The sequence below is a fragment of the Cryocola sp. 340MFSha3.1 genome (assembly GCF_000383315.1).
In the GTDB taxonomy this organism is placed as follows: Bacteria; Actinomycetota; Actinomycetes; order Actinomycetales; family Microbacteriaceae; genus Leifsonia.
In genome coordinates, this window is sequence record NZ_KB911088.1 from 460660 (window position 1) to 476933 (window position 16274).

The 16274-nt window shown below is 71.3% G+C and carries 18 protein-coding genes; 10 read left to right on the forward strand and 8 right to left on the reverse strand.

Going from position 1 to position 16274, the window contains the following annotated elements; all coding sequences use genetic code 11:
• Window positions 1-12: 12 nt before the first annotated feature.
• Window positions 13-534: a gamma carbonic anhydrase family protein gene (locus H284_RS0113230; protein WP_020076635.1), complete on the reverse strand. Its 522-nt coding sequence runs from the start codon at window positions 532-534 to the stop codon at window positions 13-15.
• A gap of 97 nt (window positions 535-631) precedes the next feature.
• On the opposite strand from H284_RS0113230, the gene H284_RS0113235 reads away from it, so the two are divergent.
• Both H284_RS0113235 and H284_RS0113240 read left to right on the forward strand, forming a co-directional pair.
• Window positions 632-1210, forward strand: a complete 579-nt coding sequence (locus tag H284_RS0113235; protein ID WP_018192354.1) for a PadR family transcriptional regulator — start codon at window positions 632-634, stop codon at window positions 1208-1210.
• A 10-nt stretch (window positions 1211-1220) separates the two neighbouring features.
• On the forward strand, window positions 1221-2942 hold the full coding sequence (locus H284_RS0113240) for a DHA2 family efflux MFS transporter permease subunit (protein ID WP_020076636.1): 1722 nt from the start codon (window positions 1221-1223) through the stop codon (window positions 2940-2942).
• A gap of 86 nt (window positions 2943-3028) precedes the next feature.
• On the opposite strand, the gene H284_RS0113245 is transcribed toward H284_RS0113240, so the two are convergent.
• From H284_RS0113245 to H284_RS0113265, 5 genes are all read right to left on the reverse strand, one after another.
• Entirely contained in the window at window positions 3029-3934 is a 906-nt protein-coding gene (locus H284_RS0113245; protein ID WP_196802852.1) for a VOC family protein, read from the reverse strand.
• Window positions 3935-3997: 63 nt separating this feature from the next.
• Window positions 3998-4696 (reverse strand): RraA family protein, encoded by a 699-nt coding sequence (locus tag H284_RS0113250; protein WP_020076638.1) that lies wholly within the window; start codon window positions 4694-4696, stop codon window positions 3998-4000.
• A gap of 73 nt (window positions 4697-4769) precedes the next feature.
• Entirely contained in the window at window positions 4770-5672 is a 903-nt protein-coding gene (locus tag H284_RS0113255; RefSeq protein WP_020076639.1) for a phosphoribosylaminoimidazolesuccinocarboxamide synthase, read from the reverse strand.
• A gap of 51 nt (window positions 5673-5723) precedes the next feature.
• Window positions 5724-6083 (reverse strand): SHOCT domain-containing protein, encoded by a 360-nt coding sequence (locus H284_RS0113260; protein ID WP_020076640.1) that lies wholly within the window; start codon window positions 6081-6083, stop codon window positions 5724-5726.
• Window positions 6084-6108: 25 nt separating this feature from the next.
• Window positions 6109-6555 carry a DUF6325 family protein gene (locus H284_RS0113265; protein WP_018192348.1) on the reverse strand — a complete coding sequence of 149 codons (447 nt, stop codon included), beginning with the start codon at window positions 6553-6555 and terminating at the stop codon, window positions 6109-6111.
• Between the two features lie 180 nt (window positions 6556-6735).
• Between H284_RS0113265 and H284_RS0113270 the strand changes: the two genes are divergently transcribed.
• Complete coding sequence (locus H284_RS0113270) at window positions 6736-7980, forward strand: FAD-binding protein (RefSeq protein ID WP_020076641.1); 1245 nt, start codon at window positions 6736-6738, stop codon at window positions 7978-7980.
• A gap of 114 nt (window positions 7981-8094) precedes the next feature.
• Here the strand turns inward: H284_RS0113270 and purD are convergent, their stop codons facing one another.
• Window positions 8095-9351: a phosphoribosylamine--glycine ligase gene (purD, locus tag H284_RS0113275; protein ID WP_020076642.1), complete on the reverse strand. Its 1257-nt coding sequence runs from the start codon at window positions 9349-9351 to the stop codon at window positions 8095-8097.
• A gap of 68 nt (window positions 9352-9419) precedes the next feature.
• Here purD and H284_RS0113280 point away from each other — a divergent pair, with 68 nt between their 5' ends.
• Window positions 9420-9776 carry a sterol carrier family protein gene (locus tag H284_RS0113280; RefSeq protein ID WP_018192345.1) on the forward strand — a complete coding sequence of 119 codons (357 nt, stop codon included), beginning with the start codon at window positions 9420-9422 and terminating at the stop codon, window positions 9774-9776.
• A gap of 24 nt (window positions 9777-9800) precedes the next feature.
• On the opposite strand, the gene H284_RS21260 is transcribed toward H284_RS0113280, so the two are convergent.
• Window positions 9801-9929, reverse strand: a complete 129-nt coding sequence (locus H284_RS21260; protein WP_020076643.1) for a hypothetical protein — start codon at window positions 9927-9929, stop codon at window positions 9801-9803.
• Between the two features lie 74 nt (window positions 9930-10003).
• Between H284_RS21260 and H284_RS20555 the strand changes: the two genes are divergently transcribed.
• The 6 genes from H284_RS20555 (at window position 10004) to H284_RS0113315 (ending at window position 16262) form a co-directional block, all read left to right on the forward strand.
• The gene (locus H284_RS20555) at window positions 10004-10432 is read left to right on the forward strand and encodes a hypothetical protein (protein ID WP_018192344.1); all 429 of its coding nucleotides are present in this window, start codon (window positions 10004-10006) and stop codon (window positions 10430-10432) included.
• Window positions 10433-10461: 29 nt separating this feature from the next.
• On the forward strand, window positions 10462-12033 hold the full coding sequence (gene purF / locus H284_RS0113295) for an amidophosphoribosyltransferase (protein ID WP_018192343.1): 1572 nt from the start codon (window positions 10462-10464) through the stop codon (window positions 12031-12033).
• 43 nt (window positions 12034-12076) lie between these two features.
• A complete protein-coding gene (gene purM, locus H284_RS0113300) occupies window positions 12077-13198 on the forward strand; it encodes a phosphoribosylformylglycinamidine cyclo-ligase (RefSeq protein ID WP_020076645.1) in 1122 nt (373 codons plus the stop codon).
• Between the two features lie 60 nt (window positions 13199-13258).
• Window positions 13259-14530 (forward strand): Calx-beta domain-containing protein, encoded by a 1272-nt coding sequence (locus tag H284_RS0113305; protein WP_020665333.1) that lies wholly within the window; start codon window positions 13259-13261, stop codon window positions 14528-14530.
• Window positions 14531-14598: 68 nt separating this feature from the next.
• Window positions 14599-15519, forward strand: a complete 921-nt coding sequence (locus H284_RS0113310; RefSeq protein WP_020076646.1) for an ABC transporter ATP-binding protein — start codon at window positions 14599-14601, stop codon at window positions 15517-15519.
• Window positions 15519-16262, forward strand: a complete 744-nt coding sequence (locus tag H284_RS0113315; RefSeq protein ID WP_020076647.1) for an ABC transporter permease — start codon at window positions 15519-15521, stop codon at window positions 16260-16262. Before H284_RS0113310 ends, H284_RS0113315 begins: the two co-directional genes overlap by 1 nt.
• Window positions 16263-16274: the final 12 nt, after the last annotated feature.

Sequence of the window (16274 nt, forward strand, 5' to 3'; positions counted from 1 at the left end):
GGGGTCGGTCGGTCAGTCGAGCGCGACGGCCTCGCGGTGCTGCCGCGTCTTCTCGAGGTACACCGCGGCGTTCTGCGCGATGCCCTGCAGTTCGTCGTCGGTCAGCTCGCGGCGGACCTTCGCAGGAACTCCCGCGACGAGCGACCGCGGCGGGATGTCGGCGCCCTGCGTGACGACGGCTCCGGCGGCGACGAGGGATCCGGTCCCGATGCGGGCGCCGTTGAGGATGGTCGCGCTCATGCCGATGAGCACGTCGTCCTCGATCGTGCAGCCATGGAGCACGGCGTTGTGGCCGACGGAGACGCGCTCGCCGACGGTGAGCGGGAAGGCCGGGTCGACATGGGCCGAGACGTTGTCCTGGAGGTTCGAGTCCCGTCCGATGACGATCGGCGCGTTGTCGGCACGCACGACAGCGCCGTACCAGACGCTCGCTCCGGGATGCAGCGTGACGTCGCCGACGACCGTCGCGCCGGGCGCCACCCAAGCGTCCTCGGCGACCTGGGGCGAGCCTCCGTCGGGGAGGGCGAAGAGCATGGGATCTCCTTCCGTCCGTCGTGACCACGGTACTTGACGCTTATTCACCCATGCCGTATATTCCAAGTGGAATAATCAACCGAACAACATCGAGAGCATGTCCGAACCTCGCACCCTCACCCCCCTCGCCGTCGCCGCGCTCGCGCTGCTGGCCGAGGGCCCGTCGCATCCGTACGAGATGTACCAGACGCTCATGCAGCGTTCGGAGGACCGGCTGGTCAAGGTGCGGCCCGGCTCGCTGTACCACACCGTCGACCGGATGGAGGCGCACGGGTTCGTGCGCGCCACCGGCACCGAGCGCGAAGGCAACCGGCCGGAGCGCACCACCTACGAGATCACCGACGCGGGCACCCGTGCGCTGGGGGAGCGCATCACCGAGATCATCGGAACGCCCACCAACGAGTACCCGGAGTTCCCGCTCGGCCTCGGCGAGGCGCACAACCTCCCCGTCGAGACCGTGATCGCGTTGCTCCGCAAGCGCGTGGCCTTGATCCGAGCCGACACCGGGGTGCTGGATGGCGCTATCGCCGATCTGACGCAGCGCGGGGTGCCGGCCAAGTACTGGCTGGACGTCCGCTACCAGCGGGCGATCACCGCCACCGAGGCGGACGTGCTCGAAACCCTGATCGCAGACCTCCAATCGGGCACCGTCTCGTGGTCCGAAGAAAAGCATTGAGAGAAGACTCATGGAACGTCAACTGAAGCCGTGGCCCGCCCTCTGGGCGCTCGTCATCGGGTTCTTCATGATCCTGATCGACACCACCATCGTGTCGGTCGCGAACCCGTCGATCATGGAGGGCCTGAACCTCGGCACCGACTACAACGCCGTCATCTGGGTGACGAGCGCGTACCTGCTCGCCTATGCGGTGCCGCTGCTCATCACCGGCCGTCTCGGCGACCGGTTCGGCCCGAAGAACCTCTACCTCATCGGCTTGGTGGTGTTCACCCTGGCCTCCGCCTGGTGCGGTTTCGCCGGATCCATCGGCTTCCTGATCGCCGCGCGCGTGGTCCAGGGCCTGGGCGCCGCGCTGATGACGCCGCAGACGATGGCCGTCATCACCCGCATCTTCCCGCCCGAGCGCCGCGGTGCCGCCATGGGTCTCTGGGGCGCCGTCGCCGGCGTCGCCACCCTGATCGGCCCGCTGCTCGGCGGCGTGCTCGTCGACAGCCTGGGATGGGAGTGGATCTTCTTCATCAACGTCCCCGTCGGCATCGTGGCGTTCATCCTCGCGATGCGTCTCGTCCCGAAGCTCCCGACGCACTCGCACAGCTTCGACGTGCTCGGCGTCATCCTCTCGGGCGTCGGCATGTTCCTGCTCGTCTTCGGCATCCAGGAGGGCAGCACCTACGACTGGGGCGTCATCTGGGGCCCGATCTCGGTGTGGGGCCTGATCATCGCCGGCATCGTCGTGCTCGCCGCCTTCGTCGTCTGGCAGGCCTTCAACAAGAAGGAGCCGCTGCTGCCGCTGCCGCTGTTCCGCGACCGCAACTTCTCGCTGTCGAACGGCGCCATCACCACCGTCGGCTTCGCCGTGACCTGTATGGCGCTGCCGCTGGTGTTCTACTTCCAGACCGTGCGCGGCCTGACGCCGACCGAGTCGGCTCTGATGCTGGCGCCGACGGCCATCTTCTCCGGTGTGCTGGCGCCGTTCGTCGGCCGGCTCATCGACAAGGTGAACCCGCGCAACATCGCCACCCCGGCGCTCGTGCTGTTCGCGTTCGCGCTGTTCCTCTACTCGCGGATGCTGTCGCCGGACGTCAACATCTTCCTGCTCCTGATCCCGAGCGCCCTGATGGGCATCGCGATGTCCGGTGTCTGGGGACCGATCTCCACCACGGCGACGCGCAACCTGCCGATGAACCAGGCGGGCGCCGGCTCCGGCGTGTTCAACACGACCCGCCAGATCGGCGCGGTGCTGGGAAGCGCATCCATCGCCGCCCTGATCGAGGGACGCCTCGCCGTCGACCTGCCGAAGATCCCCGGCGGCGCGAACGCCAGCGAGGCGGCCGCGGGGACGGAGCTGCCGCAAGCGCTACACGCCGGCTTCACTCAGGCGATGTCGGAGGCCCTGCTGCTTCCGGCGGCCGTCGCCTTCCTCGGCGCGCTGGTCGTCGTCTGGTGGGAGCGGCCGAAGCCGCCCGCGTGGGCGCGTCAGGCCGGCGGCGCCGGTGCCGGTGCCGGTGCGGGTGCCGCAGCTGCCGGCGCCCCGGCCGCCGAGGGTGCACCGGTCGCCGCGGGTGCGACGGCCGAGTCCGCCGATGCCGCCACGCACGGCGCCCACGCCGCCCCGGTCCCGGTGGATGCGACCCCACACGGCGCACACGCCGCTCCGGTGCCGCCCGCGACGGACCTCGCCCCCGGCGACGAGCCGCCGCACGGCCTCCACGCGGCGCCCGTCACCGACTGACGCCGACCAAGGACCGACACGGAAAAGGGCGGAGGTCGCAGCCACTCCGGCTGCGACCTCCTCCCCTTCGCGTTCTTTTCGGCCGCTCAGGCCGAGATCTCCTCCGTTTCCGTCACCACACGGACCGCGTTCGACCACGGATCGTCGAAGCCGAGCGACCGGCCGTCGTCGCGGGTCTGCACGCCGTAGTGCCGCATCCGCTCGGCCAGGGCGCCGACATCGTCGGACGACGGCAGCTTCAGCTGCACCTCGCCGAGGCCCAGGGCGAGCCGGCGGCGCCCGGCGCCGCGGCTGTTCCACGTGTTCATGGCCATGTGGTGGTGGTAGCCCCCGGCGCTGACGAACAGGGCCGAACCGCCGAGGGATGCGGTGGCCTCGAACCCGAGCCGGTCGACGTAGAACTCGCGGGCCGTCGCGACGTCTCCGACCGAGAGGTGCACATGACCGACGGAGGCGTCGCCGAACACCGGCGTCCCGTTCGAGGCGGCGGCCGCCTCCGCGAGCGCGACGCCTCGCTCCGTCAGGTGCTCGGTGAGGAAGGCGTTCGGGTCGAGGTACAGCGTGTCCATCTCGACCTGGCCGTGCGTCCAGCTCCACAGCGAGCGGTCGCGGTCCCAGTACAGCTCGACGCCGTTCCCCTCCGGGTCGGTGAAGTAGAACGCGGTGCTGACCAGGTGGTCGGCGCTGCCGGTGAAGGTGCCCGGTGCGCGGCGGGCGACCGAGTACACGGCGGCGGCCAGCGTCTCGGGGGTGTCGAACACGATCGCGGTGTGGAACAGCCCGGCCTCGCCGGGGCCGGCGTGCTTCAGCTCGGGTGCGTGCTCGAGCACGACCGCGGGGGTCGCTCCGCGCCCGAGGACCACGCGGCCGCCCTCGGCGGCGAGGACGCTCAGGGTGACGGCGTCGCGGTAGTACGCGGTCATCCGGTCGAGGTCGGCGACGCGGAGGGTCACCGCGCCCATCGCGGAGTCGGCGGGGAGGAGTTCGGTCATGGTGAGGACAACGCCCCAGGTCACCGAGGTATTTCTCGCGTTCGCCGAGAGCGGTTCTGGGCGTCAGGTCTCGATCGCTCCGCCCGTCTCGGCGAGGTAGCGGCGCAGGGTCAGACCCGGGTCGGCGGCCTGCATCCGGCGGTAGCGGGCGAAGTCGAGCTGGTCGCGCAGGGAGGCGCCCGAACGCATCCGCTCGGCCTGCGCCCCCTCGACCGATTGGATGCGCGCCGCCTCGGCGAAGAGCACATCGCGGTCCGCGGCGCCGATCACGAGCACTCCGTCGTCGTCGGCCACGATCCAGTGCTCCGGCGTGACCGCCACCCCGTCGAGGAACGCCGACCGCATCGCGGAACCGGCCGGCGGCACGCGGCGAGGACCGAAGGGATGCGCACCACGGCTGAACACGGGCAGTCCGATCTCGCGCAGCTGGGCGGTGTCGCGGTGACGTCCCCAGATGACCGCGCCGGACATCCCGGCGGTCGCCGCCTCCAGCAGCATCAGGTCGCCGACGCACGCCTCGTCGTCTCGGCCGCCGTTGTCCACGACGAGCACGGCGCCCGGGGGAGCGTCGTCGATCGTCTCCAGCAGCACGTCGACGCTTCCCAGATGCGTCACGGGAGCGGCGGGACCGGCGAAGGGCCGGCCGGGGAGCAGGGCGACGAGGTCGACGGGAGCCGTCCCGACGGCGATGCCGAGACGCACGGCGGCGTCGGCGATCGCTGCGGTCGCGGGAGGCGCGGAGGAGGGGGCTGCAGCATCCATGTCGCGACGCTATACCGCGGGGCATGCGAGGTCGGGCATGCGAGCGTCCGAGCCGTCGGGCGGCGCGTGAGTCCTATTCGCCGGTGAGCCGCTCCAACAGCTCGCGGTAGCGCGCGGCCGTCCGCTCGACGATGTCGGCAGGGAGCTCCGGCGGCGTGCCCGTCTTGTCCCAGTTCGCGGCCAGCCAGTCGCGCACGATCTGCTTGTCGAAGCTGGCCATCCGCTCCTCCGCCGTGGTCCCGGTCGCATATGCGGCGGCATCCCAGTACCGGCTGGAGTCGCTGGTCAGCACCTCGTCGGCGAGCGTGATCTCGCCTGTCGTGCGGTCGGCGCCGAACTCGAACTTGGTGTCGGCGATGATGATGCCGCGCGCCTCCGCGATCGCGGCTCCGCGCGCGTACACGTGCAGGGAGAGGCGCCGAAGCTCCTCCGCGACCTCCGGCCCGACCAGCTCGACCGTACGCTCGAAGCTGATGTTCTCGTCGTGCTGCCCGATCGGCGCCTTCCAGGCGGGCGTGTAGAGCGGCTCGGGCAGCCGATCGCCGTTCTGCAGGCCCGATGGCAGCGGGATGCCGCACACGCTCTGCGACGCGCGGTACTCCGCCCAGCCGCTCCCGGTGAGGTAGCCGCGGACGACGCACTCGATCGGGAACATGTCGAGCGGCTTCACCAGCATCGAGCGTCCGGCGACCTGGGCCGGGATGCGCTCGACGACGGTGTCGCCGACGAGCGTGTGATCGGGGATGAGGTGGTTCGGCACGTCATCCAGCTGGTCGAACCACCACAGGCTCAGCGTCGTCAACAGCTCGCCCTTGGCCGGGATGCCGGGCTCCAGCACGTGGTCGAACGCGCTCACGCGGTCGCTCGCGACGACGAGCACACTGTCCGTGTCGGCGAGGCTGGAGGCGCCCTCCGGCACGTACAGGTCGCGCACCTTGCCTGAGTAGACGTGGACCCATCCCGGAAGTTCGCTCACCCCTCCATCGTAGAGCGAGCGGCGAACCTCCCGGGCGGGGTCGTCAGGCCGCTACGTCAGCAGCTTGGCCTTGGCGGCCGAGAACTCCTCGTCGGTGAGCACGCCCTGCGTGTGGAGCGTGGCCAGCTGCTGCAGCCGCGTCATCAGGTCGTCGGCCGGAGCCGCCTGCTGCTGCGCCGCCGCCTGCTGCGCGGCCGCCTGCTGCGCGGCCGCCTGCTGGGCGGCGGCCTCCTGCTGCGCCTGCGCCTCCTGGGCCTGCTGCGCCGCCTGCTGCTGCTCGTACTGCTCCTGCTCGTACTGGTTCTGGTACTTCTGCTGCTGGTGGTGCTGGACACCGCCGGCCACCGCCGTCGCGGTGCCGGCGACGACCGCCGTGCGCGCCGCCATCCCGATCAGTCCCGGGCGTCCCATTCGTCTCAATGGCATGGTGTTCTCCTCAGCCTTCCGTGGTCTCGAGCTCGTCGTAGGCGTCCGCCGCGACCGCGTTGAGCACCGGCGCGGGGATGCGCTCGCTGTGCAGCACGACACCGCCCGACTGGAAGAACCGGCTCGCCAGGTCCTTCGCCCAGAGGTGCTCGATCACGAGGATCGCCCCCGTGGATCCGGGCTCCAGGAGTTCGGCGATCTGCTGAACGTCCTCGTCCCCGGCGAGCCCGGTGGCGTCGAGCGTGATGTCGGTCATCCCGATCTCGTCGCCGATCTCCTCCAGCTCGATGATGTCGACGCTGCCGTCGTCGTGGCGTTCGACGAAGACCAGGTCGAGCAGTCGCACCGTGCCGTTCTCGACCAGGTCGAGGATCGCTTCGACGACGCCCGCAGACGGTCGATCGGTGTCGAACTGGGCGACCATGAACTCCGCCGGACCGTACTCGAATTCGGCCATTTCATCCTCTTCTCCGCGGCCCACCCCGCTGTCACGCGCACCATACTGCGGCGCGGAGAGGCCCGGCAATGCACCACTTCCGCGGATCGGGGAGTGGCGTAATGTGCCCGGTCACATTTCCTAGAATGGGGATGTCGATCGGAGCGGATGGCCGCCCGACGACCAACCGGGAGGACCTCGATGGCCGAGAAGAACTGGGCGGGCAACTACGAGTACCAGGCCGAGCGCATCGCCCGGCCGGACACGATCGACGAACTGCGCGACCTGGTGCTGAGCGCCCCCGCGGTGCGCGCCCTCGGCAGCAGGCACTCCTTCAACGACCTCGCCGACACCCCCGGTCTGCTCATCAGCACGGCCGGCCTGCCCGGCGACATCCGCATCGACGAGGCTGCCCGCACGGTCACCGTCGGCGGCGGCGTCCGCTACGGCGACCTCGCGCGCGAGCTGCAGGAGGCGGGATGGGCGCTGCACAACCTCGCGTCCCTCCCGCACATCTCGGTCGCGGGCGCCATCGCGACGGCGACGCACGGTTCGGGAGACCGCAACGGCAACCTGTCCACGGCCGTGGCGGCCCTGCGCATCCTCACCGGGTCCGGCGACCTGGTCGAGCTGCGGCGGGGCGACGAGGGGTTCGAAGGAGCCGTCGTCGGTCTCGGCGCGCTGGGCGTCGTGACGGATGTGACCCTCGACATCCGGCCGACCTACGATGCACGTCAGCGACTCTTCGGCGGTGTGCCGTGGGAGGCCGTGATCGACCGGTTCGACGAGGTCACCTCAGCGGCCTACAGCGTGAGCCTGTTCACGACGTGGGATGAGGAGGCGGTCTCGCTCGCCTGGCTGAAGGAGCTCGACGGGGTCGAGACGCTGATCGAGGACGACTTCTTCGGGGCGCCGGCGCTGACCGAGCCGCGGCACATGATCCAGACGATGGATGTGCGCAACACGACCGAGCAGCTCGGTGTGGTCGGGCCGTGGAGCGAGCGGCTGGCGCATTTCCGGTTCGAGTTCACGCCGTCGAACGGAGCGGAGATCCAGTCGGAGTACCTGGTGCCGCGCGCCCGCGCCGTCGAGGCGATCGAGGCCGTGCGTGCGCTGGCTCCGGTGGTGGCTCCGCTGCTGCAGATCTCGGAGATCCGCACGGTCGCCGCCGACGACCTGTGGCTGTCGAGCGCCTACCAGACGGACGCGGTCGGCCTGCACTTCACGTGGTTCCGCGACCAGGCGGGCGTGGAGGCGGTGCTCCCGCAGCTGGAGGCCGCGCTGCTGCCGCTCGGCGCGCGTCCGCACTGGGGCAAGCTGTACGTCGACCGCGACCACGTCGTCCCGTCCCTCTACCCGCGCCTGGCCGACTTCGCGGCGCTCGCGCAGCGTTTCGATCCCGCCGCGCGCTTCCGCAACCCGTTCCTCACGCGCCTCCTCCCCTAACCCCCACCGCTGGACCCCCCCACCGTCGAGTCCGCACAAATTGCACACGAATCGCCGTTGAGGCGTGCAGTTTTTGCGTACTCGACGGTGGGCGGGAGCGGTGGAGGGGAGGGGTCAGGAGACGCGGGCGGCGATGTCGGTGCGGTACTGGGCACCCTCGAGGTGGATGCGGTCGAGCGCCGCGTAGGCACGGGAGCGCGCCTCGGCGAAGCCGGTGCCGCGCGCGACGACCGACAGCACGCGTCCGCCGGTCGCGATCAGCTCGCCGGTCGCCTCGTGGCGCGCGGTCGCCGCGTGCGCGATGGTCACCTCGGGCACGGCGGCCGCTTCGCCGAGGCCCGTGATCGGCCGGCCGGTCTGCGGCGCCTCCGGGTACCCCTCGCTGGCGAGCACCACGGTCACGGCCGTGTCGAGCGCGAACTCCGGGCGGGGCAGTCCGCCGAGGCCGCCGGTCGCCGATGCGAGCAGCAGCGTCGACAGCGGGGTCACGAGCCGCGGGAGAACGACCTGCGTCTCCGGGTCGCCGAACCGGGCGTTGAACTCGATAACGCGGATGCCGCGGTCGGTCAGGATGAGCCCGCAGTAGAGCAGGCCGATGAACGGCGTCTGCTCCCGCGCCATCGTGCGGACGGTCGGCAGCGCGATCGTGTCGATGACCTCGTCCACGAAGCCCTCCGGCAGCCACGGCAGCGGCGAGTAGGCGCCCATCCCGCCGGTGTTCGGGCCGGCGTCGCCGTCGAGCAGCCGCTTGTAATCCTGCGCGGGCGAGAGTGGCAGCACGTCGTGCCCGTCGCTGAAGAGGAACAGCGAGACCTCCTGCCCGTCGAGGAACTCCTCGACCAGCACACCGCCGTGCCGCAGCCAGTGCGTCGCGTGCTCGACAGCGGCATCCCGCTCCTCGGTCACGAGCACGCCCTTGCCGGCGGCCAGCCCGTCGGCCTTGACGACGTAGGGCGCGCCGAACTCGTCGAGCGCGCGCTCCGCCTCGGCCAAAGTCTCGGCCCGCACAGCCCGCCCGGTCGGCACGCCGGCCGCATCCATGATGCGCTTCGCGTACGCCTTTGAGCCTTCCAGCTGAGCGGCCGCCTTGCCCGGTCCGAACACGGGGATGCCGCGGGTGCGCAGCGGGTCGGCGACGCCGGCGACGAGCGGCGCCTCGGGGCCGATGACGACCAGTTCGATGTCGTTCTCGAGCGCGTACTCGGTGACTGCGACGCCGTCGAGCGGATCGAGCGACGTCTCGACCCGGACGTCCTGTGCGATCCCGGCGTTCCCGGGCGCCGCCACGATGTCGTGGCGCACCTCCTCGGCGAGCAGCGCGGTGATGATGGCGTGCTCACGGGCACCGGAACCGAGGACGAGAATCTTCACGCCACCATGCTAGAGGGAGTGGATGCGGCGCTCCGGCTCCAGGCGGGCGCGGTGGAAGGATGGATGCCATGGCGAGAGCGAAGATCGCGGACGAGGTCGGCGGCCCGGCCGTCCGGGCGGCCGTCGCGGGCGGCGCCGACCGGAACACCACGGCGACGGCGGTGCGCTATCTGCTGCAGCTGCTGGCGGAGCGTGCGCCGGGCAACACCGTCGAGGTGCGCGTGCCGCCGTTCGGGGCGGTGCAATGCATCCCCGGTCCGCGTCACACGCGTGGGACGCCGCCGAACGTCATCGAGACGGATGCCGCCACATGGCTTGCGCTCGCCTCCGGTTCGATGACGTGGGACGAGGGGATCGCGTCCGGCGCGGTGCACGCATCCGGCCAGCGGGCGTCCCTCCAAGGGCTCCTCCCGCTGCGCTACTGAGCCGGGGGCGCGGCCGGCGTGCCGTCAGTGCATGCCGCCCAGCACGCCCACGATCGCGGCGACGACCAGCAGCAGCGCGAACCCGCCCGCCACCGCCGGGCCGAGTGCAGCGGCGATCCGGGATGCGGCTGCCGGGCTCTTCGAGGTGCTCATACCCATTCAGACGGCCGGGACGACGGGTCATGACGGCCGACGGCCGCTCAGGTTCGATCTGGGAGAATGAAGGCATGAGCGACACCCCCGAGGACAGGCAGGTCACCGACCCGCAGGTCACCGACCCGCAGGTCGAGGAGACCGTCACACCCGCCGAGGTCCGCGTGCGCCGCTCCCCGCGCTACTTCCGCTTCATGATCACCGGCGCGATCCTCTTCGCCATCGTCGCTCTCATCCTCACCTTCTCCTTCCCGGAGAACCCGACGTACGACCGCGGTTCCGTGTTCGGCTTCCTGCTCGCGATCGGCGTGACGGTGGGCGTCGCGGTCGGCGCCGTCGTCGCTCTGGTGCTCGACCGGGTGACCGCCCGTCGAGCGCGCAGCGTCCAGGCGGATAGAATCGACGTGCGCGTCCCCGAGCCCGGGTCGTCGCCCGTGCGGCACGAGGGCTCGCAGCCGGAGCCCGGCACGAACGACAGCAGCACGAGCGACACCCAGAGCTGAACATCCCGACTTCCTGAAAGGGGTCCGCTGTGGCCGGAGGCGACGGTCTTCTCAGTCACGATCTGCTACCCGGCGAGAAGGGGCCGCAGGACGCCTGTGGTGTCTTCGGCGTCTGGGCTCCCGGTGAGGAGGTCGCCAAGCTCAGCTACTTCGGGCTCTACGCGCTCCAGCACCGCGGCCAGGAGTCGGCAGGCATCGCGACGAGCGACGGCGACAAGATCCTGATCTACAAGGACATGGGTCTGGTCTCCCAGGTCTTCAACGAGAACGCGCTGAACTCGCTGCCCGGCCACATCGCCGTCGGCCACACGCGTTATTCCACCACCGGCGCATCCAGCTGGCAGAACGCGCAGCCGACCCTCGGCTCCACGGCGAGCGGCACCGTCGCCCTCGGCCACAACGGCAACCTGACCAACACCGCCGAGCTGATGCAGCTCGTCCACGAGCGCTACCCGCAGCACGACGGCGAGCTCAGCCGGGGCAACACGACCGACACCGCGGTCGTCACGGCGCTCCTCACCGGCGACCTGGACCACACGCTCGAGGCGACCGCCCTGGAGGTGCTGCCGCGTCTGCGCGGCGCCTACTGCCTGGTCTTCATGGACGAGCACACGCTGTACGCCGCCCGCGACCCGCAGGGCGTCCGCCCGCTGGTGCTCGGCCGCCTGGAGCGCGGGTGGGTCGTCGCCTCCGAGACCGCAGCACTCGACATCGTCGGCGCCAGCTTCGTGCGCGAGGTCGAGCCGGGCGAGCTGATCGCCATCGACGAGAACGGCCTCCGCAGCCAGCGCTTCGCCTCCGAGAAGCGCGCGGGATGCGTCTTCGAGTACGTCTATCTGGCACGTCCCGACACCACCATCTCCGGCCGCGGCGTCTACGAGGCCCGCGTCGAGATGGGCCGCCAGCTCGCTCGCGAGCACGCGGTCGAAGCCGATTTGGTCATCCCGACGCCCGAGTCCGGCACCCCGGCGGCCATCGGCTACGCGCAGGCGTCCGGCATCCCGTTCGGTCAGGGCCTCGTCAAGAACTCGTACGTCGGCCGCACGTTCATCCAGCCGTCGCAGACCATCCGCCAGCGCGGTATCAAGCTGAAGCTGAACCCGCTGAAGGAGGTCATCAAGGGCAAGCGCCTGATCGTGGTCGACGACTCCATCGTTCGCGGCAACACGCAGCGCGCACTGGTGTCGATGCTCCGCGAGGCCGGTGCGGCCGAGGTGCACGTCCGCATCTCGAGCCCGCCCATCACCTGGCCGTGCTTCTACGGCATCGACTTCGCCTCGCGCGCCGAGCTCATCGCCACGGGCCTGGGGGTGGAGGAGGTGCGCCAGTCGATCGGCGCCGACAGCCTCGGCTACCTCTCCGAAGACGGCATGATCGACGCGACCGAGCAGCCGCGCGAACTGCTGTGCACGGCGTGCTTCACGGGCAAGTACCCGATCGAGCTCCCGGACGCGCACCACCTGGGCAAGAACCTGCTCGAGCGTCCGGAGGTCAGCCCGACGGACGACGGCTCCGACGCGACGTCCGATGGATGCGAGCCCGGCCCGGACTCGGAGCTCGAGCCGCTGCTCAGCTTCGGCGACCCCGGCCGCCAGGAGTAGGGGCGCTTTTCCGCTGCCAACGGCCCCCGGATACGATGGACCGGTGACCGACTCCGCAGCCTCCTCGTCCGCTTCCTACGCCGCCGCCGGCGTCGACACCGCTGCGGGCGACCGGGCCGTCGAGCTGATGAAGGCGGCCGTCGGCCGCACCCACGGTCCCGAGGTGCTGGGCGGGGTCGGAGGGTTCGCCGGCCTGTTCGACGTCTCGTTCCTGAAGGACTTCGACCGCCCGCTGCTGGCCACCTCCACCGACGGTGTCGGCACCAAGGTCGCCATCGCGCAGGCGCTCGACAAGCACGACACCATCGGTCAGGACCTGGTCGGGATGGTCGTCGACGACATCGTCGTGGTCGGAGCTCGTCCGCTGTTCATGACCGACTACATCGCGTGCGGCAAGGTCGTCCCGGAGCGGATCGCCGCGATCGTCGCGGGCATCGCGACCGCGTGCGCGGAGACCGGCACCGCCCTCGTCGGCGGCGAGACCGCCGAGCACCCCGGTCTGCTCGGGCCGGACGACTACGACGTCGCGGGCGCCGCGGTGGGAGCGGTCGAGGCGGATGCCGTGCTCGGCGCCGATCGCGTGCGGGACGGTGACGTCGTGCTGGCGATGGCGTCGTCCGGTCTGCACTCCAACGGCTACTCGCTGGTCCGCCACATCCTCGCCGCGCGCGGCATCGGGTTCACCGACCAGTCCGCCGAGTTCGGCGGTGTCGTCGGCGAGGCCCTGCTCGAGCCGACCCGCCTGTACACGGGGCCGCTGCTGCGTGTGCTGCAGGACCCGGCGCTCGACGGCGCCATCCACTCGCTCAGCCACGTCACCGGCGGGGGCATCGCCGCGAACCTCGCCCGCGTCCTCCCGGTCGGCTCGTGGGTCGAGGTCGACCGGTCCACCTGGTCGCCGACGCCGGTCTTCCGCATCCTGAGCGATCTCGCGGGCAGTTCGCTCGAGTCGAGCGAGGGCACCTGGAACCTCGGCATCGGGATGTTCGCGGTCGTCGCGCCGGAGGCCGCGGATGCGGTCGCGGCGGCGATCACGGCCGACGGCATCCCCACCTGGCGAGCCGGCGTCGTCTCGACGTCCGCGCGCGACCTGACCGGGTTCGAGCAGGGCGCCAAGGGCGTCGACGGCGGCGCCGTGCGCCTCGTCGGCTCCTACGCCGGCTGATCTCACGTCACCCATTTTGGTCGGAGCGCGGTCGGGCGTCCTCCCGCTAGAGTGACGCGTGTGAGCCGACCGACCGCCCGCTTCCGTCTGGCGTCGGCGCTCACCCTTCTCGCTCTTTCCGGCCTCGGGGTCGTCGCCGCTGCCTCTCCGGCGCTGGCGGATCCGCCCGTCTCCGCGCAGCCGGCGCCGGCCGATGCGCTCACCCCGCTCGTCGACTGCATTCAAGAGGCGCGGCTCGGCACCGTCGCGGCCCGCACGGTCGTGCTCGGCTATCGTTCGACGGCGTCCGTTCCCGTCTCCGTCCCCGCGGGAGGCGGGTCGAACGACCTCACGACCGGTGCCGCCGACCGCGGCCAGCCGTCCGTCTTCGAGCCGGGCGAGCATCACGGTGTCTGGCTCCTGACCGTGGATGCCGCTGCCGAGCCCACGCTCGGCTGGCGCCTGGGCCCGACCACCACCGACTTCGCCGCCGCACCTGCCTGCACGGCGGCGACCGCTGTCACTCTCAGCATGCCGGCGAAGGTCGCGGCCGGCGGCACGGCTGCCGTCTCGGCGACGGTGACTCGGATGCTGCTCGCGGCTCCCGGGTCCGGCACGGTCGCCTTCTCCCTCGACGGAGGGGCACCGGTCGGAGCGCCCGTCTCCGCATCCGGCGTCGCGCGCGCCGACCTTCCGGTGACCGCCGCGGGCACGCACACCGTCACAGCGACGTTCCAGCCCGAGCAGGCGTCCGGGCTCCTCAGCGCGGTCGGAACCGCGACCTTCACCGTAACCGCTCCGAGCGCCCCGCTGACCGTCGCGACCGACTCGGTCGTCGCCGGGAGCACCAGCGTCCTCGTCACTGTTGCCCGCTCGTCCGGCGCAGGCGATGCGACGGTCGACGTCATGACCGCCGACGGCACCGCCCGCGCAGGCGCCGACTACACGGCGCTGGCCACCACGGTCGCGCTGGCCGACGGTCAGACGACGGCCACGGTACGGGTGCCGCTCGCCTCCCGGCCTGCGGGGTCGCCCGCCGCCACCTTCTTCGTGCTGCTGCAGCGCGCATCCACCTCGGTGACGACGGCGTCGGCGACCGTCGCGCTGCCTGCCGTCGCCGCCGCGGCGCCCGCGACGGCAGCGGCCGCAGGCACGCATGGCGGTAATGCTGCACCGGCGGCAGTCTCGTCCGTGCTCCCGCCGGACGACCCGACGGCCGCCGGCCCGGGCGCGACGACGGCCGCCGGACAGGACCTCGCCCTGCTGTTCGGGGGCATCCTGCTCACCGCGGGCGGCATCCTCGGCGTCCTCGGGCTCGTGCGTGCGGCGGGGATGCGCGAAGCACGGGCATGACAAACGTCACCCGCAGATCCTGACACCCGCTCTGCTCTGCGCCGGACGCCGATCGGCACTCTGGAGAGGTGAACGAGACACCCGCCATCCACCTGTCCGGCCTCCGCAAGACCTTCGGTGCGCTCACCGCCGTCGACGGCGTCGACCTGAGCATCCGCCCGGGCGAGGTCGTCGCCCTGCTCGGCCCGAACGGCGCCGGCAAGTCCACCACCATCGACCTTGCACTCGGGCTCGCGCGTCCGACCGCGGGCCGGGCTGAGCTGTTCGGCGCGCCACCGCGGCAGGCGGTCGCCGCCGGCCGGGTCGGCGCGATGCTGCAGGGCGGCGCGCTGCTGCCCACGCTGACGGTCGCCGAGTCGGTGGCGCTGGTCGCCGCGGCCCACCGGCACCCCCTCAGCGTCGCCGAGGCCCTCGAACGCGCGCGGTGCACGGAGATCGCGCGTCAGCGCGTCTCCAAGCTGTCCGGCGGTCAGCTCCAGCGCGCACGGTTCGCCGTCGCCGTCGTCTCCGACCCGGACCTCCTGTTCCTCGACGAGCCGACGGCCGCGATGGATGTGGAGGCGCGCCGCACCTTCTGGCAGTCGATGCGCGAGTTCACCGACGCCGGACGGACGGTCGTGTTCGCGACCCACTACCTCGACGAAGCGGACGAGTACGCCGACCGCATCGTGATGATGGCGCGCGGACGGATCGTGGCCGACGGCACGCCCGCCGAGGTCAAGGCGGTCGTGTCCGGTCGCCGCATCCGCGCCACCGCTGTGTTCCCGGAGACCGGTGCCAGCACCGCAGCGCTGAACGCGCTCCCCGGAGTGCGCAGCGCCGAGCGCCGCGGCGACGTCCTCACCCTCGTCAGCGACGACTCCGACGCCACCCTGCGCGCACTGCTCGCGACGCACGACGACATCCACGACATCGAAGTGACCGCGCACACGATGGACGAGGCCTTCCTCGCCCTCACCGAGGCGCGCGACACGGAAGGAGCACTCTGATGAGCATCGCCTACCTGGGGCGCGAGTCCCTCCGCCAGCTGAAGAACATGCGCGCGATGATCTTCACCCTCGCCGTCCCTCTCGTCATGCTGTTCGCCTTCGGGGGCACGTTCGGAGGCGCCGGGCAGGTCGATTCGACGACGCACCTGCCGTGGATCGTGGTCACGACCATCCAGGTCGCCGCCTACGGCGGGATGATGTCGGCTCTGTCGCAGGCATTCCAGATCGTCACCGAGCGCTCCATCGGCTGGAACCGGCAGCTGCGGATCACGCCGTTGAGCGGCACGGGCTACCTCGTGTCGAAGCTCGTCGCCGCCCTGGCGCTCGCACTGCTCAGCATCGTCGTCATCATCGGCGTCTCCATCGCGCTGTATCATCCCGACCTGTCCGTCGGCAGCTGGCTTCTCGCCGGGCTGGCGATCTGGTGCGGTGTGATCCCGTTCGCGCTGCTCGGCATCCTGATCGGGCAGTTCGCCAAGCCGGAGTTCGCCCAGCCGCTGTTCATGGCCGTCTTCATGGGCATGGCCGTGCTCGGCGGCCTGTGGATCCCGCTGCAGGTGTTCCCCGCCTGGGTGGCGGACGTGGCGCGGGCCGTTCCGTCGTACTGGCTCAACCGCGTCGGTCAGCTCGGCGCCCTGCAGAGCGGCGACGCGCTGACGCCCGCGATCGTGCTCACCGCGTGGGCGCTGGCGCTGGGGGCGCTCATCGTCTGGCGCTACCGGCGCGATGCGGCGCGGGGCTGAGCGGCGCCGGGC